Annotated in this window: 27 protein-coding genes, 1 tRNA gene, 1 rRNA gene and 1 riboswitch; of the genes, 23 read left to right on the top strand and 6 right to left on the bottom strand. The window is 40.4% G+C overall.

Features of this window, described 5'->3' with window-relative positions:
* A 5S ribosomal RNA gene (rrf, locus tag E2L03_RS06045) occupies positions 1-93 on the top strand; the annotation flags it as partial.
* A 969-nt stretch (positions 94-1,062) separates the two neighbouring features.
* On the opposite strand, the gene E2L03_RS06040 is transcribed toward rrf, so the two are convergent.
* Together E2L03_RS06040 and E2L03_RS06035 are read right to left on the bottom strand one after the other, a co-directional pair.
* On the bottom strand, positions 1,063-1,689 hold the full coding sequence (locus tag E2L03_RS06040; RefSeq protein WP_134258713.1) for a DedA family protein: 627 nt from the start codon (positions 1,687-1,689) through the stop codon (positions 1,063-1,065).
* A gap of 71 nt (positions 1,690-1,760) precedes the next feature.
* Positions 1,761-2,471 (bottom strand): MgtC/SapB family protein, encoded by a 711-nt coding sequence (locus E2L03_RS06035; RefSeq protein ID WP_038483006.1) that lies wholly within the window; start codon positions 2,469-2,471, stop codon positions 1,761-1,763.
* Between the two features lie 115 nt (positions 2,472-2,586).
* On the opposite strand from E2L03_RS06035, the gene E2L03_RS06030 reads away from it, so the two are divergent.
* The 3 genes from E2L03_RS06030 to E2L03_RS06020 are packed head-to-tail and all read left to right on the top strand — an operon-like array spanning position 2,587 to position 4,475.
* Positions 2,587-2,964: a fluoride efflux transporter FluC gene (locus tag E2L03_RS06030; RefSeq protein ID WP_134258712.1), complete on the top strand. Its 378-nt coding sequence runs from the start codon at positions 2,587-2,589 to the stop codon at positions 2,962-2,964.
* Positions 2,958-3,314 carry a fluoride efflux transporter FluC gene (locus E2L03_RS06025; RefSeq protein WP_038483003.1) on the top strand — a complete coding sequence of 119 codons (357 nt, stop codon included), beginning with the start codon at positions 2,958-2,960 and terminating at the stop codon, positions 3,312-3,314. Before E2L03_RS06030 ends, E2L03_RS06025 begins: the two co-directional genes overlap by 7 nt.
* Before the next feature lie 21 nt (positions 3,315-3,335).
* Entirely contained in the window at positions 3,336-4,475 is a 1,140-nt protein-coding gene (locus E2L03_RS06020; protein WP_095150662.1) for a trans-sulfuration enzyme family protein, read from the top strand.
* A gap of 34 nt (positions 4,476-4,509) precedes the next feature.
* On the opposite strand, the gene E2L03_RS20250 is transcribed toward E2L03_RS06020, so the two are convergent.
* Positions 4,510-4,653, bottom strand: a complete 144-nt coding sequence (locus E2L03_RS20250) for a hypothetical protein (RefSeq protein ID WP_158318548.1) — start codon at positions 4,651-4,653, stop codon at positions 4,510-4,512.
* A 212-nt stretch (positions 4,654-4,865) separates the two neighbouring features.
* Here E2L03_RS20250 and E2L03_RS06015 point away from each other — a divergent pair.
* The 6 genes from E2L03_RS06015 to tsaD all read left to right on the top strand — a co-directional run bounded on the left by E2L03_RS06015 (position 4,866) and on the right by tsaD (position 8,603).
* Positions 4,866-4,939, top strand: a tRNA-Met gene (locus tag E2L03_RS06015).
* Positions 4,940-5,000: 61 nt separating this feature from the next.
* The gene (gene thiL, locus E2L03_RS06010) at positions 5,001-5,978 is read left to right on the top strand and encodes a thiamine-phosphate kinase (protein WP_038482997.1); all 978 of its coding nucleotides are present in this window, start codon (positions 5,001-5,003) and stop codon (positions 5,976-5,978) included.
* 15 nt (positions 5,979-5,993) lie between these two features.
* Positions 5,994-6,467, top strand: a complete 474-nt coding sequence (tsaE, locus tag E2L03_RS06005) for a tRNA (adenosine(37)-N6)-threonylcarbamoyltransferase complex ATPase subunit type 1 TsaE (protein WP_038482995.1) — start codon at positions 5,994-5,996, stop codon at positions 6,465-6,467.
* Positions 6,445-7,158: a tRNA (adenosine(37)-N6)-threonylcarbamoyltransferase complex dimerization subunit type 1 TsaB gene (gene tsaB, locus E2L03_RS06000; RefSeq protein ID WP_055736541.1), complete on the top strand. Its 714-nt coding sequence runs from the start codon at positions 6,445-6,447 to the stop codon at positions 7,156-7,158. Before tsaE ends, tsaB begins: the two co-directional genes overlap by 23 nt.
* 16 nt (positions 7,159-7,174) lie before the next feature.
* Positions 7,175-7,618 (top strand): ribosomal protein S18-alanine N-acetyltransferase, encoded by a 444-nt coding sequence (rimI, locus tag E2L03_RS05995; RefSeq protein ID WP_374188346.1) that lies wholly within the window; start codon positions 7,175-7,177, stop codon positions 7,616-7,618.
* Positions 7,596-8,603, top strand: a complete 1,008-nt coding sequence (gene tsaD, locus E2L03_RS05990; protein WP_095150660.1) for a tRNA (adenosine(37)-N6)-threonylcarbamoyltransferase complex transferase subunit TsaD — start codon at positions 7,596-7,598, stop codon at positions 8,601-8,603. Before rimI ends, tsaD begins: the two co-directional genes overlap by 23 nt.
* A 40-nt stretch (positions 8,604-8,643) precedes the next feature.
* Here tsaD and E2L03_RS05985 read toward each other — a convergent pair whose 3' ends face one another.
* Entirely contained in the window at positions 8,644-10,563 is a 1,920-nt protein-coding gene (locus E2L03_RS05985) for an ABC-F family ATP-binding cassette domain-containing protein (protein WP_095150659.1), read from the bottom strand.
* Positions 10,564-10,730: 167 nt separating this feature from the next.
* Here E2L03_RS05985 and E2L03_RS05980 point away from each other — a divergent pair, with 167 nt between their 5' ends.
* The 11 genes from E2L03_RS05980 to E2L03_RS05930 all read left to right on the top strand — a co-directional run bounded on the left by E2L03_RS05980 (position 10,731) and on the right by E2L03_RS05930 (position 19,631).
* Positions 10,731-11,366: a redox-sensing transcriptional repressor Rex gene (locus E2L03_RS05980; protein WP_038482983.1), complete on the top strand. Its 636-nt coding sequence runs from the start codon at positions 10,731-10,733 to the stop codon at positions 11,364-11,366.
* A 15-nt stretch (positions 11,367-11,381) separates the two neighbouring features.
* The gene (gene tatA, locus E2L03_RS05975) at positions 11,382-11,570 is read left to right on the top strand and encodes a twin-arginine translocase TatA/TatE family subunit (RefSeq protein WP_035395357.1); all 189 of its coding nucleotides are present in this window, start codon (positions 11,382-11,384) and stop codon (positions 11,568-11,570) included.
* A gap of 7 nt (positions 11,571-11,577) precedes the next feature.
* Positions 11,578-12,330, top strand: a complete 753-nt coding sequence (tatC, locus tag E2L03_RS05970) for a twin-arginine translocase subunit TatC (protein ID WP_095151175.1) — start codon at positions 11,578-11,580, stop codon at positions 12,328-12,330.
* A 134-nt stretch (positions 12,331-12,464) separates the two neighbouring features.
* Positions 12,465-13,076 carry an ABC transporter permease gene (locus E2L03_RS05965; RefSeq protein WP_095151174.1) on the top strand — a complete coding sequence of 204 codons (612 nt, stop codon included), beginning with the start codon at positions 12,465-12,467 and terminating at the stop codon, positions 13,074-13,076.
* A 13-nt stretch (positions 13,077-13,089) separates the two neighbouring features.
* A complete protein-coding gene (locus tag E2L03_RS05960; RefSeq protein WP_124742483.1) occupies positions 13,090-14,085 on the top strand; it encodes an ABC transporter ATP-binding protein in 996 nt (331 codons plus the stop codon).
* Positions 14,082-14,846 (top strand): ABC transporter permease, encoded by a 765-nt coding sequence (locus tag E2L03_RS05955; RefSeq protein ID WP_241741896.1) that lies wholly within the window; start codon positions 14,082-14,084, stop codon positions 14,844-14,846. The genes E2L03_RS05960 and E2L03_RS05955 overlap by 4 nt, the downstream gene beginning before the upstream one ends.
* Positions 14,847-14,857: 11 nt before the next feature.
* On the top strand, positions 14,858-15,772 hold the full coding sequence (locus tag E2L03_RS05950; RefSeq protein WP_134258711.1) for a glycine betaine ABC transporter substrate-binding protein: 915 nt from the start codon (positions 14,858-14,860) through the stop codon (positions 15,770-15,772).
* 81 nt (positions 15,773-15,853) lie between these two features.
* A riboswitch (SAM riboswitch) is annotated at positions 15,854-15,959 on the top strand.
* Positions 15,960-16,028: 69 nt separating this feature from the next.
* A complete protein-coding gene (locus E2L03_RS05945) occupies positions 16,029-17,054 on the top strand; it encodes a methionine ABC transporter ATP-binding protein (RefSeq protein WP_134258710.1) in 1,026 nt (341 codons plus the stop codon).
* Positions 17,032-17,700 (top strand): methionine ABC transporter permease, encoded by a 669-nt coding sequence (locus E2L03_RS05940; protein WP_038482971.1) that lies wholly within the window; start codon positions 17,032-17,034, stop codon positions 17,698-17,700. Before E2L03_RS05945 ends, E2L03_RS05940 begins: the two co-directional genes overlap by 23 nt.
* 21 nt (positions 17,701-17,721) lie before the next feature.
* A complete protein-coding gene (locus tag E2L03_RS05935; RefSeq protein WP_038482968.1) occupies positions 17,722-18,543 on the top strand; it encodes a MetQ/NlpA family ABC transporter substrate-binding protein in 822 nt (273 codons plus the stop codon).
* Entirely contained in the window at positions 18,540-19,631 is a 1,092-nt protein-coding gene (locus E2L03_RS05930; RefSeq protein WP_134258709.1) for an iron-containing alcohol dehydrogenase family protein, read from the top strand. Before E2L03_RS05935 ends, E2L03_RS05930 begins: the two co-directional genes overlap by 4 nt.
* A gap of 21 nt (positions 19,632-19,652) precedes the next feature.
* Here E2L03_RS05930 and E2L03_RS05925 read toward each other — a convergent pair whose 3' ends face one another.
* Both E2L03_RS05925 and E2L03_RS05920 read right to left on the bottom strand, forming a co-directional pair.
* Complete coding sequence (locus tag E2L03_RS05925; protein ID WP_124742477.1) at positions 19,653-19,826, bottom strand: DUF4305 domain-containing protein; 174 nt, start codon at positions 19,824-19,826, stop codon at positions 19,653-19,655.
* Positions 19,823-20,737, bottom strand: coding sequence for a CPBP family intramembrane glutamic endopeptidase (locus E2L03_RS05920; protein ID WP_243839505.1), 915 nt, complete (start codon positions 20,735-20,737; stop codon positions 19,823-19,825). Before E2L03_RS05920 ends, E2L03_RS05925 begins: the two co-directional genes overlap by 4 nt.
* Before the next feature lie 226 nt (positions 20,738-20,963).
* Between E2L03_RS05920 and groES the strand changes: the two genes are divergently transcribed.
* Both groES and groL read left to right on the top strand, forming a co-directional pair.
* On the top strand, positions 20,964-21,248 hold the full coding sequence (gene groES / locus E2L03_RS05915) for a co-chaperone GroES (RefSeq protein ID WP_035395350.1): 285 nt from the start codon (positions 20,964-20,966) through the stop codon (positions 21,246-21,248).
* Positions 21,249-21,299: 51 nt separating this feature from the next.
* A complete protein-coding gene (groL, locus tag E2L03_RS05910; RefSeq protein WP_055736533.1) occupies positions 21,300-22,940 on the top strand; it encodes a chaperonin GroEL in 1,641 nt (546 codons plus the stop codon).
* Positions 22,941-23,049: the final 109 nt, after the last annotated feature.

The raw sequence follows: 23,049 nt of genomic DNA, 5'->3' as shown, positions 1-23,049 counted from the left end.
CACACCCGTTCCCATGCCGAACACGGTCGTTAAGCTCTTTTGCGCCGATGGTAGTTGGGGGCTTCCCCCTGTGAGAGTAGGACGTTGCCAGGCAATGAGAAAGACACCTGAAAAGGTGTCTTTTTTTTGCGTAGAGAAGAAAGGCGCAAAAGAGCTGCGCTTCGACAGAAGCGAGCCAACCACGTTTTAACATGCAAGCACAATAAAAAAGCCCACCATGAAAAAACATCGAAGGAAAGCAGCGTGCATCCCCCAGTGAGACGAAAGGGTTGTTTTCGTAAAAGCCTCATGGGAAGCATCGGGGACCCATCAACAAGAGGAACGTCCTCGAAGAAAACCACCGTGGAGCAGTAGGACGTTGCCAGGCAATGAGAAAGACACCTGAAAAGGTGTCTTTTTTTTGCGTAGAGAAGAAAGGCAGCAAAAGAGCTGCGCTTCGACAGAAGCGAGCCAACCACGTTTTAACATGCAAGCACAATAAAAAAGCCCACCATGAAAAAACATCGAAGGAAAGCAGCGTGCATCCCCCAGTGAGACGAAAGGGTTGTTTTCGTAAAAGCTTCATGGGAAGCATCGGGGACCCATCAACGAGAGGAACGCCCTCGAAGAAAACCACCCTGGAGCCAAGGGACGTTGCCAGGCAATCAGAAAGACACCTGAAAAGGTGTCTTTTTTTTTGCGTAGAAAGAAAGGCGCAAAAGAGCTACGCTTCGGCAGAAGCGAGCCAACAAAGAAAACCGTTTTAACATGCAAGCACAATAAAAAAACCCACCATGAAAAAACATCGAAGGAAAGCAGCGTGCATCCCCCAGTGAGACGAAAGGGTTGTTTTCGTAAAAGCCTCATGGGAAGCATCGGGGACCCATCAACGAGAGAAACGTCCTCGAAGAAAATCACCGTGGAGCAGTAGGGCGTTGCCAGGCAATGAGAAAGATACCTGAAAAGGTGTCTTTTTTTTGCGTAGAAAGAAAGGCGCAAAAGAGCTGCGCTTCGGCAGGAAGTTTTAGAAAAAGCGAATAAAAAAGTGAATGCAGGTATAAGCATTCACTTTACGGGAGAAAATTAGTGTTCTTTTCTTACTAGCTTCTTCTTATTTACAGAGATGGATTTAAAAATAAAATACGTTATAAGTGAAAGGATAAATAGGGTTGAAAAGAGCGATGTGTATAACATCTTATGGGCATATATATCTTCACGTATGAAAAGCCACCTGACTCCTAATCCGTAACCAGTAAAAACGAAGAGCGATGCCCATAATGCACTACCAATAGATGTGAGACAGATGTAGGATTTGTAGCTGAACTTTGCAATACCTGATAAATAGCCCATTAAATGCCTAACACCAGGAATGAAAAACCCCAATAAAATAAACCATTTTCCATGTTTATTCAGCAATTGCTGGATCGAGCGCTGCCTTTTAATCGAAAAATAAAATCGTGGACCATATTTTTCTAAAAAAGGAGCGCCTAGTTTAATGCCGAGAAAATACGATATTGACATGCCTATTACCGATCCAAGAAAGCAGACAAGAACTGTGGTACTTATATGAAAATAATCAATATAGGATAAATAGCCAAATGTGATTAATAATACTTCGTCAGGGACAGGAAGGCCAATAATGCCGGCTACTAATGAAACAAAAACGCCGAAATAGCCATATTGCATAATAAATTCTTTTAATACGTCCATATCTTCATTCCTAAATCAGACTTTAGTTACAGTATATACATTGAAAACAAAATTTTCTATAGCTAGAGCCATTATTTTTGTTCAATGGCGACAGATAGAACATGGTCAATTTTCTTTACCATATCATACAGTTGTGTCATATACATTGTGCGCGGAATCGAGAGCAAGATATCAAGCTGCTGTTTATTTTCTTCAATATCTCTAATCTTTACATCGTGAATAATAATATTCTTTTCTTTACGGCTTTTCCATTTTTTTTCTCTGTGTTGTAAGCTTTTAATGAGGTGCGTTGAAGTTGCTTCTTCTGACATGACTACTTTTAATGAGACATCTGTTTGGCTTAAAGAAGTAGGTCCGATGATTTTTAGTAAGGCTGGAATGACATTTACGGCAACTAGAATAAGCAAGACCGATAGAAAAGCTTCTATGTAAAAGCCTGCTCCAATTGCTATACCAATTCCCGACGCAGCCCAAATCATTGCAGCCGTTGTTAATCCTGAGATAACGTCGTTGCTACGTCTTAGAATAACCCCAGCGCCAAGAAAGCCAACTCCACTTACAATCTGTGCGGCTAATCGCATAGGGTCCATTGCCAGTCTTGCTTGGTCGGTGCTAGAGAAGTATATATAAGCCTCAACCGAAACAATGGTAATTAAACAACTTGCAATACAGATTACCATACTTGTTTTTAATCCTAGTGGCTTATGTTTAATTTGGCGATCAATGCCAATTAAAAAACCTGAAAATAACGCAATACTTAACTTGAGTAGAACAATTCCCATTAAGGATCACACCTTTCTTTATAGTCTATTTCTCTTTTCAGTTGAGCATGCTAAAGATGTTGTGGAAACGTGTTGCTTGTAGTAAAATCAGTTTAACTTTTCTAGGTGGTGTTTCATGCACGGAATTCTCACATATATGGCCGTTATAATAGGTGGTGCTTTAGGTGGCATATCTAGATATATGCTTATTCTTTTCGTTCCTCATCATGAATGGTTAGGAGTGCTATTGGCTAATGTATCAGGCTGTTTTCTAATGGGATGGGCTGTACAGGCGCTAAATACAAGAAAAAGAGTACCATCTTTTGTGAAGAAAGGAACAACCGTAGGATTTATTGGTGGCTATACGACCATGTCTACATTTATAGCTGATTTCTTCTCATTCATGACTGAAAATTGGCTTCTAGCACTAGTATACGTTTTTTCATCCGTATGTGGAGGAATTCTTTTAGCATGGCTAGGAATGGTTGTAGGTAAGAAGGTGGCGGTTTGCTAACAACACTTCTTCTTGTTTCAATAGGTGGGGGAACCGGTGCTTTTCTTCGTTTTATTATCGGAGAATTCTTAACCCTCCATTATAAGTGGTCTCGTTGCTTTACAGTGATCGCATTCATAAACATTGTTGGGAGTACAGTTTTAGGTGTTGCCGTAGCAGCAAAACCGTCTTCAGTTTTTGAGCTGTTTATACTTTATTTGTGTGGCGGGTTTACAACTTTTTCTACGTTTAGTTTGGAAGCATTACAAGGCTTTCTTGATAAGGAGTGGATAAAAGGAATAAGTTACATTATTGTAACGGTCATTGGTTCAATGCTCGGATTTGGACTAGGTTTTGTTATTTTATTTTAAAGAGAGAAAGGGCTTGATGGTGTGGAGGGAAAAGAGCGTTACTTTAATACGCAGTCGGTTCATTTTACAAAAAAAGACACAACGAAAAATAAGAGTAAAGCAAGACCGATTTATCAAACATCTGCTTTTGTATTTGAGAACTTAAATGATATGGAATCTTACTTTACAGGAGAGAAAGATTACTTATATTCCCGTTACGGCAATCCGAACACTGAAGATTTAGGAAAAGGAGTAGCGTTACTAGAAGAAATGGAAGATGGTATTGCGACATCATCAGGTATGTCTGCAATCATGTGCGCCGTGTTATCAGTTTGTCAGGCAGGCGATCATCTTCTAGCTGCTCTTGATGTTTATGGTGGTACATATACATTGTTTGAACAGGAGCTACAAACGTTTGGTATTGATGTTAGTTTTGTTCAATCGAATGGAGATTGGAAAAAAGAATTGAGATCGAATACGAAGGCTTTCTTTTGTGAATCGGTCACAAACCCTCATGTACGAATAGAGGATTTAGAAAACGTTGTAACCTTTTCAAAAGGTCATCAACTACGTGTTATTGTGGATAATACGTTTGCAACTCCTTTTCTTATTAAGCCTGTTCATCAAAATGTTGATCTTGTTATCCATAGTGCAACGAAGTATTTAGGTGGCCACAGTGACGTCACAGCTGGCGTGGTGGTTGGTAGTAAAGCTCTTATGGAGCGAGTAAAGCAGCTTGTTATTACGATGGGTGCTACATTAAGCCCATTTGAAGCATGGCTAGCATGTAGAGGTCTAAAGACGTTAGGCTTACGAATGGAGAGACAGTGTGCAAATGCAGAGAAGCTTGCTGCTTTTTTGAAGAAACAGCCACAAGTGGATCACGTGTATTACCCTAAAGGATTATCTGAACATGGAAATGGCGCTATTGTAACAATGCGTTTGAAGGAAGAGGTAAACGTCGATACATTCTTTTCGAGCTTTTCATTTGTAAAAATTGCGCCGACGTTGGCGGGGGTAGAGACATCAATCTCTTATCCAGTTGGAACGTCTCACCGTTCTGTCCCTCAAGAGAAAAGAGAAGCTCTTGGCATAAGTCCTCAAGATGTTCGGATTTCAGTTGGTATTGAAGATAGCAGGGATATCGAAACAGATTTTTTACAAGCACTGAATCAAGCATAAAAAAAATCAGCACCGTTTTAACGGTGCTGATTTATTATGACTTTTGATTGCCAATAATAATAGAATCAATAAACTGTGAAAATAGTGCTATGTCCGTAACAAGAAATGCGGGCAATAGTAGTACTCCTAAAAGCAGTCCCATCGGTGTTAAAACCATTAGTCGAAACGCTTTTTTCATACGAACATCTCCTCAAAGATTACTAGTATGTGTTTATTTTTCATATGATACTCCTCTTTCACAAAAATGACAAGAAGTTTTTTCTGTAAAAAAGCTTGTACAATGTAAAGGAATATGGTATATTTATTTCTGTTGTTAGAAAGACTAAAGCAAACAACACAGCAAGAACATCTCTTCTACATGAGAAGGATATCTTCTAAACTTTATAACGACGCGGGGTGGAGCAGTCTGGTAGCTCGTCGGGCTCATAACCCGAAGGTCGGTGGTTCAAATCCGCCCCCCGCAATACCAATGAACCGAGATGCCCTCTCGGTTTTTTTATTTATTCAAAGGGAAGTGTGCAGATAGTGAGAGATGAATTTTCTTTTATAAAAAGCATTACACCTACGAATCGTTTCCAACAGCAACTAACAATCGGAATAGGCGATGATGCTGCCGTCTACAAAACGTCAGCTGCCACAGAACAAGTGGTCTGTGTTGATGCAATGGTGGAAGGAATTCATTTTCGTAGAGATACTTTAAGCCCCTTTCAAATTGGCCGAAAAGCGTTGGCCATTAATATAAGCGATTTAGCAGCAATGGGTGCTAATCCGATGTATTATCTTGTTACCATCGCTGTTTCGGAGTCTTGGTCAGAACATGAATTACAAGACATCTATGCAGGGATGAATGAGCTTGCAGAGCTCTACAAAATGGATTTGATTGGCGGCGATACGGTTTCGAGTAAAGACCAACTTGTCTTATCCGTTACAGCCATTGGCAATGTTCGAGAAGGACATGCGTTAAAAAGAAGTTCAGCGAAGCCAGGGGATGTGCTATTCGTAACGGGTCCGATCGGGAAGTCGGCTGCTGGACTAGAGCTACTTCAGCAGAAGGAAAAAGATAACTCATTTACAGATGTGGAACGTAGTTGTATTCGTGCTCATCAAGAGCCAGAGCCGCAAATTAGTAGTGGCACGTACCTAGCTAGCTTGGGAAAGCGAATTGCTTTAAATGATGTAAGCGACGGCTTATCGAGTGAAGCGATGGAATTGGCAGAGGCGAGTAATGTACAAATTGTAGTGGACCAAGAGAAATTGCATCCAATCTTACCTGACTTGCAAGATGTTGATCATTCTCAAAAGCTTCATTGGCTACTAAATGGTGGAGAAGATTTTCAATTAATCGGAACAACGTCGGAAGAAACATTTGCACAGTTGCAAAAAAGTGGATCAATCACTCTGTTTGACATTGGATTTGTTCGTGCAGGTAACGCAAGCGTCATAATGAAATCAGCGAATGTAGAAACCTTGTTAGCAAAAGGTGGCTACAATCATTTTAGCTAGTGGAGTGTGGGGAGAATGCAGTTAATAGAAGTAAAGTCGTTTTCCGTTGAAGATACAATGACTCTTGCCTCGTCATTTGCTGCTTTTCTGCAGCCAAGTGACTGTATTTTATTAGCAGGTGACTTAGGGGCAGGGAAGACTCATTTTGTAAAAGGCTTAGGAAAAGGTCTTGGCGTCGATCGTATGATAACAAGTCCAACGTTTACTATTATTAAAGAATATGAAGGACGATTGCCTTTGTATCATATGGATGTGTATCGTGTTGGAGAAGAAGCTGACGAACTTGGGCTTGAAGAATATCTAGAAGGAAGTGGCGTGACTGTCATTGAATGGGCACACCTTATCCAAGATTTACTTCCAGCTCAGTATTTTTCCTTCACCATAAAAAAAAGTAGTGAGACAGAGCGTGATATTATCATACAAGCGCAAGGGTCATCACATCTAAGGCGTTTGGAGGAATGGATGAATGACAACGATAATAGGAATTGATACGTCTTCTTACCGACTAGGCGTATCAGTTAGTAAAGATGGTGTAGTAATCGCTGAATATTCGACAATGTTAAAGAAAAACCATGCCCTTCGCTTAATGCCTACGGTGGAGAGGGTGTTAAACGATGTTGACATTAAGCCAAATGATCTTGATGGAGTTGCCGTTGCAAAAGGGCCAGGATCTTATACTGGAGTGAGAATGGCCGTTACAACAGCAAAAACATTGGCATGGTCTTTAAATCTACCGTTAATCGCTGTTTCGACTCTTGAAGTGATGGCGCAAGTCGGAAGATATTTTAATGGACTGGTTGTGCCTCTAATTGACGCAAGAAGAGGAACCGTCTTTTCTGCGGTTTACCAATCAAAGTCTACTGGTTCACTAGAAGAAGTTGTAGAGGAAAGTCATATCACATTAACGGCTTTGTTAGATAAGCTTAGAACACAAAATCAAACCATTTTATTTGTTGGTGAAGATGTTGCTCTCCATAGCGAAAAAATTGAAACAGAGCTTGGGCATCTAGCACAATTTGCACAAAAGTCATTACCTAGTGCGCGTGCAGGGGCATTATGTGCACTTGCACAAGAGAAAAAGCCTGTGGACAATATTCATGGGTTCACGCCAGACTATCACCGCTTACCTGAAGCGGAGGTGAACTGGCAGCATGAACAGCAACAAAGAAATGAATCCTGATGTCGAAGTCAGGAGGATGAATGTTTTAGACATCGATGCTGTATTAACAATCGAAACAGAAGCATTTACGACTCCTTGGACGAGAGAAGCATTCGAAGCAGAACTCGTTCGAAATAAGTATGCCCATTATTTTGTGCTCGTTGTGAACAAACAGATTGTTGGTTATTGCGGGCTTTGGAACGTGTTGGATGAAGTGCAAATCACAAACATCGCTATTCTTAAAAAGCATCGAGGCCATTCGTATGGCGAGTACTTACTTCGCTCCATTATGGAATGGTTGAAGATTGTAGATGCACAGACATTGTCATTAGAAGTAAGGGCATCAAATGAGATCGCACAGGGGCTCTATCATAAATTAGGATTCTCACAAGTAGGAATACGAAAAAATTATTATGCAGATAATCAAGAAGATGCATGGGTAATGTGGGTGAGGTTAAATGACGATCATATTAGCAATTGAAACCAGCTGTGACGAAACCGCAGCTGCTGTAATTAAAGACGGTACGACAATACTAGCGAATGTTGTTGCTACTCAAATGGAAAGTCATGCAAGGTTCGGAGGGGTTGTCCCTGAAGTAGCCTCTAGGCATCATGTAGAAGCTGTTACAGCTGTTGTGGAAGAAGCGTTAGAAAAAGCAGAAGTCACATTTTCTGATTTAACAGCAGTTGCCGTAACAGAAGGACCAGGATTAGTTGGTGCATTACTTGTTGGGATACACACGGCAAAAGCGATTGCATTTGCCCACCAACTTCCGTTAATTGGGGTTCATCATATTGCAGGTCATATTTACGCTAATCAACTTGTACAACCGATGCAATTCCCTTTGCTGGCTCTTGTTGCTTCTGGCGGACACACAGAACTCATTTTGATGAAAGAAGATGGGGTGTTTGAGCCTATTGGGCAAACACGTGATGATGCTGTAGGTGAAGCATATGATAAAGCAGCCCGGGCAATGAAGCTACCATATCCTGGTGGTCCGAATGTGGAGAAGTTAGCTTTAGAGGCGACAGAAGAAATTAAACTGCCGCGATCGTGGCTTGAAAAGGGAAGTTACGATTTTAGCTTTAGTGGGTTAAAATCAGCAGTGTTAAATCGAATTCACAATGACCAGCAAAAAGGAATTGATACGAACTTCGCTGCACTTGCGAAAGGCTTTCAAGAGAGTGTAACCGATGTGCTTGTAACTCGAACGGTGACAGCGTATGATGAATTTCAACCAAAGCAAGTACTGGTAGCTGGCGGCGTTGCGGCAAATAAAGGGTTACGTCAAGCGTTGGAGAATCGTTTAGCGAATAAAGTAGAACTTGTTATCCCACCGTTACACTTATGTACAGATAATGCCGCTATGATTGGGGCTTGCGCACATCAGATGTGGCTAAGTGGAGCAAGAGGGGATCTCAGTATGAATGGTCGCCCCGGTATGCCGTTACAATCGTTTGCTTAAAAAAGGGCTTGGATCTACATCCAAGCCCTTTTACCTTTACTCATTCTTGTTCAAGTGATTCCCATTCTTCCATAAGCTGTTCCATTTCTATTTCATTTTCAGAAAGCTGATCTTGAATAGCTTTTGCTTTTACATGATCAGAATAGACTGCTGGCTCAAGTAGTTGTGCTTCAAGTTCAGCATTTGCTGCTTCAAGCTTCTCTAGCTGTTCTTCAATTGCACTTAGGCGTCTTTCTTTTTGTCGTTCAGCTCGTTTTGCTTCTTTATCTTGTTGGTAATTTGTTTTTTCTTTTTGTTCTGTACGAAGTGGTGATTGCGCTGTTTTTTCTTCCTCTATCGCAGCACGTTCTGCCATTTCTTTCTTTTTCTCTGAATAATACGTGTAATCACCAAGATAGCTAGTTGTCTTTCCTTTATCTAGTTCAACCACTCGAGAAGCAATGCGATTAATAAAGTAACGGTCATGCGAGACAAAAAGAATGGTTCCTGGGTAATCCATTAAAGCCTCTTCTAGCACTTCTTTTGAATCCAAATCTAAGTGGTTTGTCGGTTCATCTAAAATAAGTAAATTTGCTTTTACCATCATGAGCTTAGCAAGAGCCACCCGTGCTTTTTCGCCACCACTTAAAGATGAAACACTCTTTAATACATCATCTCCACTAAATAAAAATAACCCGAGTAAACTGCGTATATCTTTTTCTATAGTTCCTGGAAACTCGTCCCACACCTCTTGTAAGACGGTTTTATTGCTTTGAAGTTTGGCATGCTCTTGATCATAATAACCGATAGAAACATTGCTACCAAATAAGATATCCCCTGAGTTAGGTGTTAATTGCTTTGTAACCGCTTTGAGCAACGTTGTTTTACCAGTTCCATTATCCCCTAACAAACAAACTGATTCTCCTCTTGTTAACGAGAGGTCAACATGTGAAAAGACAGTATGATCTTCGTACTTTATTTTAAGATCACGAATTGATAGCACATCGTTACCAGATTGACGGATAATGTCAAAACCGAACGAAGCCGATTTTTCGTCTCCTTGAGGTCGATCGAGACGCTCCATTTTTTCCAGCTGTTTTCTTCGGCTCTGTGCTCGTTTCGTTGTTGAAGCTCGTACTAAGTTTTTGGCAACAAACGTTTCAAGCTTCTCAATTTCAGCTTGCTGTTTCTCATATTGCTTCCGTTCTTGCTCGTATCGCTTTGCTTTCTCATCCAGATAATACGTGTAGTTTCCGTGATAGGTCGTTGTTTGATTACGAGAGAGTTCAACAACTTTTGTGGTTAATCGGTCCAGAAAGAAGCGGTCATGGGAAACGACTAGAATTGAACCAGGGTAGCTATTCAAGTAATTTTCTAGCCACGTAAGAGTAACCATATCTAAGTGGTTTGTTGGTTCATCAAGAACGAGAAGTTCTGGTCTTGATAAGAGCAATTTTCCTAAAGCAAGTCTTGTTTTTTGACCACCTGACAAGGTAGAAATAGGCGTTGCATAATCGAATTGCTGGAAGTGAAGACCAGCTAATACGCCACGTATATCGGCTTCATATTGATAGCCGCCTTGCTCCTTAAAATCATTTTGTAATTGGTCATATTCTTTTAGTAATTTCGTATATTCATGCTCCGGCATGTCCGTTGCCATTTTGGTTTCGAGATGGCGTAAATGGTGCTCCATTTTAAGAAGCGGTGCAAAGACACTGAGCATTTCATCCCAAATGGTCTTACTTGTTCGCAAATCGGTATGTTGAGATAAATAGCCAATCTCGACGGTTTTAGGAATGACAATTTCTCCTGAATCAATACTCATCTCACCAACAATCATTTTAAGTAACGTTGATTTACCGGCTCCATTACGCCCTACTAAAGCGACACGTTCATTTGTTTGTACTTCTAACTTCACATTTTCTAAAATCGGCTCAGCGCCGAATGCTTTTGAGACGTTTACGCATTGCAATACAATCATAGTTCGTCAACCTTTACTACAGATTTCTATCTGTCACCAGTTTACATCAAGTGATGAACAAACAACAACAAATCATTCGGTAGCAGCTCTTTCATTTTACGAAAAATGGTGTACAATAGAGGGGAAGCAGGTTGCTTATGTAGCTTGATGCTCGGAAAGGGGCGGACATGAAATCAGACCAACTAAAGATTCCACAAGCAACAGCAAAACGCTTGCCGCTTTATTATCGGTTTCTAGAGAATCTTCATACATCAGGCAAGCAACGAGTATCTTCGACGGAATTGAGTCAAGCGTTAAAAGTCGACTCAGCGACAATACGTAGAGATTTTTCTTATTTTGGTGCGTTAGGAAAGAAGGGTTATGGTTACAATGTACAGTATCTCCTCTCTTTTTTTCGAGACACATTAGATCAAGATGAGAGAACGAATGTCATTCTCGTTGGTGTCGGGAACTTAGGGACAGCCTTGTTGCAATACAATTTCTCTAAGAATAATAGCACCGTCATGACCCATGCCTTTGATGTAGATGAAAAGAAGATCGGGACAACGATTGGTGAGGTTCCAATTTATGATTGGAACAAGCTGGATGAAACGGGGATTAAGGACACATCAATTGCTGTTTTAACAGTACCTGCCTCCCAAGCACAAAGTAGTGCGGACAAGCTCGTTGAAGCTGGAATTAGCGGTATACTTAATTTTACACCGGTACGATTATCCGTACCTGAACATATTCGCGTTCATCATATTGACCTTGCGATTGAATTGCAAGCGCTTGTATATTTTTTAAAACACTATCCACTTTAAAGGGAGGCTCTATACATGCCATTATCAGGAGGAAGTCTAATTATCATCGCAATTGTGGCATTAATCATTTTTGGACCGAAAAAACTACCTGAGTTCGGAAAAGCCGCAGGTAGTACGCTAAAAGAATTTAAAAATGCCACAAAAGGTTTAGCCGATGATGATGAGGACAACAAACCAGCAAATGTTCAAAAAGAAAAAGCATAAAAAGAATATTCCTCTCTCAGACATGTCAATAATGGATCACGCAGTGGAATTAAGACGCAGGGTTCTCGTGATCCTCGTCTTTTTTGTGATTGCCCTCATTGGAGGGTTTATGCTGGCAGTTCCTGTAATAGCCTATTTACAAGCTGCTCCATTAGCTGCAGATATGCCGTTTCACGCTTTTCGGCTAACCGATCCTTTGCGTATTTATGTAAACTTTGCAATGCTCGTTGCCTTTGTTTTAATTATACCGGTGATTTTGTATCAGCTTTGGGCATTTGTGGCACCAGGGTTGAAAGAAGAAGAGCAAAAAGCGACGCTTGCCTACATTCCTATTTCATTTTTTCTTTTGTTAGCAGGTTTTGCGTTTGCTTATTTTATTCTCATTCCGTACGTGATGTCTTTTATGAGTACAATGGCAGATCGATTGGACATTAATGAAATGTATGGAATTAACGAATACTTTTCATTTTTATTTCAGCTCACAATACCGTTTGGCTTCTTATTTCAACTACCAGTGGTGGTTATGTTTTTAACGAGACTTGGGATTGTGACTCCACAGTTGCTAACAAAAATTCGAAAATACGCGTATTTCGTTTTATTAGTGATTGCAGGTTTAATTACACCACCTGAACTGATGTCACACTTACTAGTCACGCTACCAATGCTTATTTTGTATGAGATTAGTATTGCCATTTCAAGAGCAACGTACCGAAAGCATCATAAGCAAGCCGCTCAATCTCAACCGAATAAAGCTCAATAAACGACGAAATCTTGAAGATTTTGTCGTTTTTTCTTGTTTCAAAGAAGCTGGGAGGGGGTAAGAAGAAGCTATACAAAAAGGAGGGATCTCAACTGAACGAATTTATTGAATTTGTAAAAATTAATTCCACAAGCATGTTTAATCTAACGATGGAGCATATCATTCTTGTTGGAATGGCGATTCTTATTGCCATTGTTATTGGTGTTAGTATAGGTATCTATTTAACCGTAAACGACACGTTAGCTGAAACGGTTTTAGCAGCAGCTTCAATCCTCTTAACCATTCCAAGCTTAGCTCTCTTTGGAATTATGATTCCGTTCTTCTCCATAATTGGGCACGGTATTGGATTTGTCCCCGCACTAACAGCTCTTGTACTCTACTCTCTTCTACCTATTATTCGTAATACGTATACAGGCATTAAACATGTGGATCCAAATGTTATTGATGCAGCAAATGGATTAGGTATGAAAAAAATGCAGCGCTTAATTCAAGTCGAAATACCGAACGGATTGCCTGTTATGATGGCAGGTATTCGAACGGCCGTTGTCATGAATATTGGAATTGGCGTCATAGCTGCATTCATTGGTGCCGGAGGACTAGGCTCGTTGATTGTACAAGGGATTTCTCGTGGAGATATGTATTCCATTGTTGCTGGTGCTGTGCTCGTTTCTTTACTTGCGATTATCGCTGATACTATTTTGCTCCTATTGCAAAAATGGTTTACACCAAAAGGAACAATTCATTAAAGGAGGATAACACATGATTTCATTTAAAGAGGTAACCAAATCATATAATGGGGATAAGAACGCAGTTAATCATGTTTCCTTTGATGTGAATGAAGGAGAGATTGTCATATTCTTAGGACCATCTGGGTGCGGAAAAACAACATTATTACGCATGGTTAATAAGTTGGTTTCATTAAGTGAAGGTGACATTGAAATAGAGGGTGAACCGATTTCAAAGCTAGATACAATTGAACTTCGTCGTAAGATTGGCTATGTCATTCAAAGCAACGGATTGTTTCCGAATATGACAATAGAAGACAATGTGATGGTTGTTCCAAACTTATTAAAGTGGGGCAGCAAAAAGAAGAAAGAACGGTACAATGAACTCATGAAGCTTGTTGGACTCGATTCTAAAGAATTTCGCAAACGTTATCCAAATGAGCTGTCTGGTGGACAGCAACAGCGGATAGGCGTAGCGAGAGCATTAGCAGCCGATCCACCAATTATGTTAATGGACGAACCATTTGGAGCGCTAGATCCATTGATTCGTGAACATATACAAGATGAATTTTTAGACATTCAACGAAAAGTGAAGAAGACAATTTTGTTTGTTAGCCATGATATTGATGAAGCCATTCGTATGGCCGATAAGATTGTCTTGATGCGTGAAGGGGAGATTATGCAGTACGGTACACCAGCGGAAATTTTAATGAAACCAAGTAGCTCTTATGTTTCTGATTTTATTGGGAAAGACCGAGCCATTAAAATGCTTAGCCTTCATACGGTTGATGAGTTAAAAGAAGACATTGGTTTACTAGCATGTCATGAAGATATCGCTGATTCAAAACAAATTCATTTAGAAGCAGATTTGAAAAATACTCTATCTATTTTATTAAATCAAGAAGCAGAACAAGTTTGTGTATATGATGACGAAAACAACATACATGGGGCCATTACAATTGATTTAATCCAACAATTCCTTCATCAGAAACTCGGTAATCAAAAAAACAAAGCGGCGGTGATCGCTTGAAGACACAAGCCATCGTCACAAACTGTGTACGAATACTATTGTTTTCACTAGTGGCAGTCTTTCTTTACTGGACAGCATCAGAAGGTATGTATGTTCATCTGTACGAATCATCAGGCGAATTCTTTCGACTTTTAGGGGAACACGTGGCGCTTGTCCTCGTTTCGTCGTTAGTAGCTGTTTTAGTAGCGCTACCATTAGCTATTTTTGTCACAAGGCCAAAGTTTCGACGAGCAGAGTGGATTACGTCAAATGTCGCTAACCTGGCTCAAACCATTCCAAGTTTAGCTGTAGTGGCACTAATGATTGGGATTTTAGGAATTGGCTTTGTTCCAGCGGTATTTGCCTTATTCATTTATTCTGTTCTTCCGATTTTCAGAAATGCAGCTGCCGGTTTTAGTTCGGTAAATCCTGATCTTATCGATGCTGGTCGAGGAATGGGGATGAAGCCGATCGACATCTTCTTTAAAGTTGAAGTCCCCAATGCAGCATACGCTATTATCGGTGGTTTAAGAACGGCCATTGTTTTAAATGTTGGAACTGCTGCTTTTGCTTATTTTATTGGTGGAGGCGGACTAGGACTGTGGATTTTTACTGGGATAGAACTGTACGATAATTCCTACCTTATTTCTGGTGCTGTACCAGTTACGTTATTAGCGATCTTTTTTGATTATTTGCTAAGAGGCGTTGAGCGCTTATTAACGCCTAAAGGTATGCGAGTATCGAAAAAGCAAGCTCATTTAAAAGCGACGGCAACCGCATAAGGGGGAAAAAGATGAACAAGTTACGACGTTATATAGGTGGTTCAGTTGTCCTCTTAGGCGTATCCTTAAGCGGCTGTAGCTACTTAGGCTTCGGGGACAGTATCACAATAGGTGCTAAATCGTTCACAGAGCAATATCTTCTATCAGAAATGACGTATTTTATTCTCGAAGATGCAGGATATCAAGTTCGACAAGTAGAGAATCTAGGAAGTAATGTGCTTCGCTCTGCTTTAGAAAATGGTCAAGTAGATGTGTCTTGGGAGTATACAGGAACAGCCATTGCAACGTATTTAAATATGGAGCCAATCACAGACCCTGAGGAAGCATACGAAACACTTCAAGAAGTAGACAGAGAAAATGGACTTCACTGGATGAATATTTCGAATGTGAACAATACGTATGCACTCATCATGAATCGTGCACAGGCAGAAGAGCTAGAGATTCAGTCGTTATCCGATTTAGCTCAGTATGTAAAGGACAATCCAGGTGAGATTCGGATGGGGACCGATGCCGCGTTTGCCAACCGGGCAGATGGTCTTCCTGGTCTTCAAGAGACGTATGAATTTGAATTTGGAAATGGGAATATTGAATACATGGATGCTGGGCTATTGTACGAAGCCTTATACAATGAAGAATTAGAAGTAGCAATGGGATACGAAACAGATGCAAGAATTGACGATTATGACCAAATAATTTTAGAAGACGATCACACCTTTTTTGCTCCTTATAATGCAGCTGTACAAATTCGTTTAGATGTATTTGAAGACAATCCAGAAATTGAACAACTGTTGCAGCCTTTAGCTGACATTCTGGATAGTGAAAGAATGCGAGCCTTGAATTATCAAGTTGATATTGAAAGGCAAAGTGTGGCCATCGTTGCCTATGACTTTCTCATTGAAGAGGGATTAATTGAAGAAGAGAGGTAAAGTGATTTTCAATAAATGGTAAGATTTTGTTTTGACAAAAGAGTCGCAACACGGTAGTATACAAAGACAACTAAATCGTTACACTTATCAAGAGCGACTGAGGGAATAGGCCCGTTGACGTCCAGCAACCTCCACTTTTTGGAAGGTGCCAAATCCTACAGAATCATTCAATTCTGGAAGATAAGTCGAAAAAATAGACCGGTTTTTCGATGCTTCTTTCATCATGAAAGAAGCATTTTTATTTGGGAGTGAGTGGATGATTGAAGCGCGTGAGTTAACAAAGGTATATAAGAGCAAAAAAAGAACGGTTATCGGTGTGGAGGATGTGTCGTTTAGAGTCGAAAAAGGAGAGATATTTGGTATTGTTGGATATTCAGGTGCAGGAAAAAGTTCGCTGCTACGCTGTATAAATTTACTAGAACGTCCAACGAGCGGAACCATTAAAGTCGACGGTATTGATTTAACGAAACTAAATTCAAGTAAACTACGGGAAGCTCGTTTAAAAATTGGAATGATTTTTCAACATTTTTATTTGATTAATCAGAAGACTGTTTATGGAAATATCGCATTTGCCCTGAAAGCTGCAGGAGTGGAACAGAGTGCTGTCCCGACAAGGGTTGATGAACTGCTCAAACGTGTTGGCCTTTCCGATAAGCGAGATGCATACCCTGCTCAGCTAAGCGGAGGACAAAAGCAACGTGTTGGTATAGCGAGAGCACTTGCAAATAACCCACGTGTTTTGTTATGTGATGAAGCCACTTCTGCACTTGACCCGACAACGACGAAATCCATCTTGCAGTTACTTCAATCGCTGAATAAGGAGTTAGGTTTAACCATTGTCCTTATTACACATGAAATGAACGTTGTGAAAGAAATTTGTCATAAGATGGCCATTATGCAAGATGGCAAAATTGTGGAGCAAGGTAAGGTATATGATCTATTTGCCGAACCAAAAGAAGAATTAACAAAAGAATTTATTGATAATGTTGTGTCGTTTAACGTGCCAGAGCGAACCCTTGCACAGTTTTCGGGAACGATTGCTAAAGTGGTGTTTAAAGGTGAGATTGCTGGAGAAGGTATTATTTCAGATATGCTACAGCAGTTTTCATTAAACGGAAACTTCCTACATGGTGCAATTGAATACATTGATGGCAAACCATTAGGTATTTTTATTCTTGAGCTAAAAGGAGAAGCGGGAGCAGTTAAACAAGCGATGGCTTATATTGAAAAACGTTCTGCTGAAGTGGAGGTGATTCGTGATGGACATTCCCCACTTAATTGAGATGTTGCCTACAATGTGGAGTGCATTTCTTGAAACCTTGTTGATGATTAGTATCTCTACCGCTGTAGCCATTGTGATTGGCTTCCCATTAGGTGTTGTGTTGTTTGCTACCGACCGAGGCTTGTTTTGGGAGAATCGTCTGGTGCAAAGCGTTTTAGGTGTTTTTGTTAATATTATACGATCGATACCATTTATTATCTTACTCGTTGCGTTATATCCTTTTACGAATCTTATTGTTGGAACGACAACTGGTCCTGTTGCGGCAAGTGTTTCACTATCAGTAGCAGCCATTCCATTCTTTGCTCGAATCGTGGAGAGTTCGATGCGAGAGATTGATAAAGGGATGATTGAAGCGGCTGTTGCAACAGGTGCCACACCCTGGATGATTATTAAAGATGTGTTGTTTTTAGAAGGCAGAGCTTCAATGATTCAAGGATTAACCTTAACGGTCATTAGTCTTGTTGCTTATTCAGCAATGGCTGGTGTGATTGGTGGAGGCGGTGTTGGTGACTTAGCAATCCGTTATGGTCATTATCGATACGACAATACCATTATGATTTCAACAGTTGTGATTTTAATTGCGTTTGTTCAAGTATTGCAACTACTTGGAGATTCTATTGCAAAAACGACTGATAAAAGAAAGTAGATAACTAAAGGAGAGAGACAAATGAAGAAAACCAATTGGGTATGGAGTGTAGCTACACTTGGAGCATTAGTAACATTAAGTGCATGTGGTGACAGTAATGCAGGAGAGGATAGTCAAGAGATAAGTTTTGGTGCCACAGCAGGACCGTATAGCGATATGCTTACAAAAGCGATTGTTCCTGGTCTTGAAGAAAAAGGATATTCTGTCACGATCAATGAATACCAGGATTATATTATTCCTAATCGTGAGCTTGCCAATGGCACTGATGATGCCAATTTATTTCAGCACCAAGTCTATCTAGATGCTTTTGCGGAAAACAATGATCTGGATTTAGCTAGTTTACTAACGGTACCAACTGCCCCAATGGGGATTTATTCAGAAGCGTATCAAACGTTAGACGACATTGAAGAGGGTATCGAAGTAGCAATACCTAATGATCCCACCAATGGAGCAAGAGCCTTTTTAATGCTTGAAGATGCTGGCTTAATCACATTCAAAGACGAAATCGACCCGTTAACGGTTTCCATCCAAGACATTGATGAAAACAAACATAATCTTCAATTTGTTGAACTCGAAGCGGCACAGCTTCCAAGAGAAGTAGGACAAAAGCCACTTACTGCTGTACCAGGGAATTTTGCTCTTTCTGCAGGATTGGATTTAACAACGGCATTAGAATTGGAAAATATGGCTGATCAATATCGAAATGTGGTTGCGGTTCGTTCTGAAGACGTAGACGGACAGCTAGCTCAAGATATTCAAGCGGTTATTGAATCTGAGGAATTTGAAGCTGTTATTGATGAAGAGTTTGAAGGGTTTGGAAAGCCAGACTGGATGGAACAGTGAGCTCGCTCATCGTTCGTGGTGCACCACAGGAATATGTTTTTGCAGAAGGCGCCTTATCTGAGTTAGAAGAAAGGCTACTAACACGAAAGTATAAGCGTGTGCTTGTCGTTCATGGTCATGCTTCTTGGCAAGCCATTGCCTCTTTTTGGCCAGAATTGAAAGAAGTTGAAGCAACATACGAGGCTTACGCTGGTCAATGTACAATAACGGAGATGAAACGATTAGCTGATAGAGCGTTGGACGGAAACTTTGATGCACTTATTGGAGTTGGTGGAGGAACGTTATTGGATACTGTAAAAGGAGCAGCGCATCTCCTTTCTCAGCCTTATCTACTCATTCCAACCCTTGCTTCTAATTGTGCACCGTGGACACCTATTTCAGTTATCTATAATGAGGAAGGGGTTTACACTCACTTTGATGTGTATGAACAGAATGCAAGTCTGCTCTTAGTAGACCCACATGTATTGCTTACAACACCAAGAGCTTTTTTTCTTGCTGGAATAGGGGATACGCTCGCAAAATGGTACGAGGCAGACGTTCAGCTTCGTGCCATTACAGATAAGCGTGCAGCACTCGATATCTCGTATTATGCTGCACAGCTTTGTCAGTCTGTATTACTTGAAAAAAGTGAAGAAAGCATAAAGTCGTTAGCAGACAAAAAAGGATCAAGCGCTTTTTGTAAAGTAGTGGAAGCAATCATTATGCTAGGTGGCATGGTCGGAGGGTTTGGAGACAAATACGGACGTATTGCAGGCGCCCATTCTATCCATAATGGCTTAACAGCAATAAAGGAAACACACGACGTACTACACGGAAATAAAGTAGCTTATGGCATTCTTGTCCAACTTGCTTTAGAAAAAAAATGGAACGAAATCGAACAGTTAATACCTTTTTATTACAAAGTGGAGTTACCTACATCGTTAGTCGATTTAGGTATTAACGTAGGTTCTGCTGATTTAAACGCGGTATGTAAAAAAGCGACGATGGAAGGAGAGTCCATTCATGTTATGCCAGGCGTCATGAATGCGGGTGACGTACGAAAAGCAATCGATCAAATTGAAGAAATAAATAAAAACCGACCGGTTTAGAAACCGGTCGGTTTTTACATGTTATTTATCTTTGGTAGGACGTCTAAGTGCTTGCCAGCCAAGATAGAAATCGACTGCCGCTACAAAAGCCAGTATCACTGGGAAGATCCCCCACCCATTTGCTTCTACTTGAATATACGTTAAATAGACAAAAAGAAAGGCAAGTAGAATGTAGAAGAAACCATAGAACCTCATAATAATATCATTCCAATCCTAGTAAAGATGAAAGTAGCCGTGTCCATAAACTCATTAATTTTATCAATGAAGAGTACTTGAACAACAACGACAAATGAATTTAACGCAATGTGGGCGATAATTGGAACAATGATTCGTTTTGTCTTCACATAAAGGAAGGCGAAGGCGAAGCCCATTGCTCCGTAAATGAGAATATGTTCAAAATCAAAATGAATGACAGCGAAAATAAGAGAACTAATTAACCCTGCAACGAAAAAGTTTGTGCGGCGATATAGCCAGCCAAATATCGCTTTTCTGAAAACCAGTTCTTCTATGATCGGGCCGATAACAGCAATAACAACAATGAACGGTAAAAATTCTTGTGCAATCGCGACTAAATCTGCTGTATTCTCAGAGCCTTGATCAATGCCAAACAACAGAGACTGAATTAAACCAGCAACGATTTGTGTCCCGAATACTAGAAAAATACCAATAATGGACCAAGCAACGGTTTCGCCTGTTTTCATTTTTGGTCCTCTTAACCCACCATCTAGCTGTTCATCTCGACGCAAAATCAGCAGAATGACAACAAGACCGACAGTAAATGAGAGTATGGACGATAGACCGATTAAAAGAGCTTGATTTGTGACGTTGAAAATCGATGCAAGTAGTGTTGAAGCAACCAAAGCAAGTCCGGTTTGCATCACAATATAGGCAAGTACAACGAGTGCATATCGCATCGTTACTGTATTTCGAATAACCATACGTGACGTTAGAAACGCAATGGCAATGGTCAATGGAAGAGCTAGAAGAATGGATAGTCCGCTATTCATAGTAAAAACACCTTGAAAGACAACGACAAGCGTAAACGCTACAGCAATTTGCATAATAACGAAAAACAATATTCCAAAACTATAATAGATCTTATTCACAAGCGAACTCCTTTACACGTGATCAGTCTAAATTCCCACTCATCATACCATATTATGCATTCGTTTTCCTTTTCAGACCCTTTTTAAAGAAACTGTCCAAAAAAAAGTCAGGCTTACCTCTTGCAAAACGCGAGCAGAATGATTATCATAGGAAATGTGTTAGCACTCATCATAAACGAGTGCTAATAATAATCACTACATACGTCTTCAAAGGAGGGTGTTTTCCTTGTTAAAACCATTAGGAGATCGCATCATTATTGAGCAAATCCAATCAGAGGAAAAAACAGCGAGTGGGATTGTACTACCTGACTCTGCACAAGAAAAGCCGCAAGAAGGCAAGGTCGTAGCTGTAGGTACAGGTCGTGTAACAGAAAACGGTGAAAAAGTAGCGCTTGAAGTAAAAGAAGGCGATTCCATCATCTTCTCAAAATATGCAGGTACAGAAGTAAAGTATGAAGGTACGGACTATCTTATTCTTCGCGAAAGCGATGTTCTAGCAATCATTGGCTAAAAGCTAATAAAGAACGAATAAATACGAACCAACATACAGGAGGCAGATACAATGGCTAAAGATATTAAGTTCAGTGAAGAAGCACGTCGCTCAATGCTAAAAGGTGTAGATACATTAGCGAACGCTGTAAAAGTAACGCTTGGACCAAAGGGTCGTAACGTTGTATTAGAAAAAAAATTCGGTTCACCATTGATTACAAATGACGGTGTAACGATTGCAAAAGAAATTGAGCTTGAAGATGCATTTGAAAATATGGGTGCGAAACTTGTTGCAGAAGTAGCAAGCAAAACAAACGATATTGCTGGTGATGGTACGACAACTGCTACAGTTCTTGCACAAGCCATGATTCGTGAAGGTCTTAAAAATGTTACATCCGGTGCGAACCCAATGGGCATTCGTAAAGGTATTGAAAAAGCAACAGCAGCAGCAGTAAAAGAGCTAGCTAGCATTTCAAAGCCAATTGAAAGCAAAGAGTCAATTGCGCAAGTAGCAGCGATTTCTTCAGCTGACGAAGAAGTAGGCCAAATCATTGCAGAAGCAATGGAGCGTGTAGGAAACGACGGCGTTATTACTATTGAAGAATCAAAAGGTTTCTCTACAGAGCTTGAAGTAGTAGAAGGTATGCAGTTCGATCGTGGCTATGCATCACCATACATGGTATCTGATTCAGATAAGATGGAAGCGGTTCTTGATAACCCTTATATTCTTATAACAGATAAGAAAATCTCGAACATTCAAGAAGTACTTCCAGTTCTTGAGCAAGTTGTTCAGCAAAGTCGTCCGATCCTTATCATCGCTGAAGATGTTGAAGGTGAAGCGTTAGCAACACTTGTTGTGAACAAATTACGTGGCACATTTAATGCAGTAGCTGTTAAAGCTCCTGGATTCGGTGATCGTCGTAAAGCGATGCTTGAAGATATTGCGATTCTAACGGGTGGAGAAGTCATTACAGAAGATTTAGGACTTGATCTTAAATCAGCAACAATTGATTCTCTAGGTCGTGCCAACAAAGTTGTTGTAACGAAAGAAAATACAACAATTGTTGAAGGTGCTGGAAACCCAGAGCAAATCGCTGCTCGAGTTGGTCAGCTAAAAGGTCAAGTAGAAGAAACAACTTCTGATTTTGACAAAGAAAAGTTACAAGAGCGCCTAGCTAAATTATCTGGCGGTGTAGCAGTTCTTAAAGTAGGAGCTGCAACAGAAACAGAAATGAAAGAGCGTAAACTACGTATTGAAGATGCGTTGAACTCTACACGTGCAGCAGTAGAAGAAGGTATTGTTGCTGGTGGTGGTACGGCTCTTATTAACGTGATTAAAGCCGTTCAAGCAGTTGAAGCGGCTGGAGACGAAGCAACTGGTGTGAATATCGTTTTACGTGCATTAGAAGAGCCAGTTCGTCAAATTGCACACAACGCTGGTCTTGAAGGATCTATCATTGTTGAAAAATTGAAGTCTGAAGCGGTAGGTGTTGGCTACAACGCAGCAACAGGCGAGTATGTAAACATGGTGGAAACAGGTATTCTTGATCCGGTTAAAGTAACACGTTCTGCTTTGCAAAATGCAGCTAGCGTATCAGCTATGTTCTTAACGACAGAAGCTGTAATCGCTGATAAGCCTGAGGAAAACGAAGGCGGCGGCATGCCTGATATGGGCGGCATGGGCGGAATGGGTGGTATGGGCGGCATGATGTAACATGCCTCTCTAACCCCTTAATGCTTTAAGCGTTTCGGGTTAGTTGGTATAGTTAATTGTATGATATGACATACTTTTGACATACTTTCTAACCCGAATTTTTATTTCT

Source organism: Shouchella oshimensis, assembly GCF_004375095.1.
GTDB classification, from domain to species: Bacteria; Bacillota; Bacilli; order Bacillales; family Bacillaceae_D; genus Shouchella; species Shouchella oshimensis.
This window is presented reverse-complemented; position numbering and strand designations above follow the sequence as displayed.

Bases quoted from the DNA above. Each gene is read 5' to 3' on its own strand.
- groL (WP_055736533.1), top strand. From the start codon at position 21,300: ATGGCTAAAGATATTAAGTTCAGTGAAGAAGCACGTCGCTCAATGCTA.
- E2L03_RS05960 (WP_124742483.1), top strand. From the start codon at position 13,090: ATGATTTCATTTAAAGAGGTAACCAAATCATATAATGGGGATAAGAAC.
- E2L03_RS05925 (WP_124742477.1), bottom strand. From the start codon at position 19,826: ATGAGGTTCTATGGTTTCTTCTACATTCTACTTGCCTTTCTTTTTGTC.
- E2L03_RS05950 (WP_134258711.1), top strand. From the start codon at position 14,858: ATGAACAAGTTACGACGTTATATAGGTGGTTCAGTTGTCCTCTTAGGC.
- tsaE (WP_038482995.1), top strand. From the start codon at position 5,994: ATGCAGTTAATAGAAGTAAAGTCGTTTTCCGTTGAAGATACAATGACT.
- E2L03_RS05940 (WP_038482971.1), top strand. From the start codon at position 17,032: ATGGACATTCCCCACTTAATTGAGATGTTGCCTACAATGTGGAGTGCA.
- E2L03_RS05980 (WP_038482983.1), top strand. From the start codon at position 10,731: ATGAAATCAGACCAACTAAAGATTCCACAAGCAACAGCAAAACGCTTG.
- tsaD (WP_095150660.1), top strand. From the start codon at position 7,596: ATGACGATCATATTAGCAATTGAAACCAGCTGTGACGAAACCGCAGCT.
- E2L03_RS06035 (WP_038483006.1), bottom strand. From the start codon at position 2,471: ATGGGAATTGTTCTACTCAAGTTAAGTATTGCGTTATTTTCAGGTTTT.
- rimI (WP_374188346.1), top strand. From the start codon at position 7,175: ATGAATGTTTTAGACATCGATGCTGTATTAACAATCGAAACAGAAGCA.
- E2L03_RS05965 (WP_095151174.1), top strand. From the start codon at position 12,465: ATGTTTAATCTAACGATGGAGCATATCATTCTTGTTGGAATGGCGATT.
- E2L03_RS06030 (WP_134258712.1), top strand. From the start codon at position 2,587: ATGCACGGAATTCTCACATATATGGCCGTTATAATAGGTGGTGCTTTA.
- tatA (WP_035395357.1), top strand. From the start codon at position 11,382: ATGCCATTATCAGGAGGAAGTCTAATTATCATCGCAATTGTGGCATTA.
- E2L03_RS05935 (WP_038482968.1), top strand. From the start codon at position 17,722: ATGAAGAAAACCAATTGGGTATGGAGTGTAGCTACACTTGGAGCATTA.
- tsaB (WP_055736541.1), top strand. From the start codon at position 6,445: ATGACAACGATAATAGGAATTGATACGTCTTCTTACCGACTAGGCGTA.
- E2L03_RS06040 (WP_134258713.1), bottom strand. From the start codon at position 1,689: ATGGACGTATTAAAAGAATTTATTATGCAATATGGCTATTTCGGCGTT.
- E2L03_RS20250 (WP_158318548.1), bottom strand. From the start codon at position 4,653: ATGAAAAAAGCGTTTCGACTAATGGTTTTAACACCGATGGGACTGCTT.
- E2L03_RS05945 (WP_134258710.1), top strand. From the start codon at position 16,029: ATGATTGAAGCGCGTGAGTTAACAAAGGTATATAAGAGCAAAAAAAGA.
- E2L03_RS05985 (WP_095150659.1), bottom strand. From the start codon at position 10,563: ATGATTGTATTGCAATGCGTAAACGTCTCAAAAGCATTCGGCGCTGAG.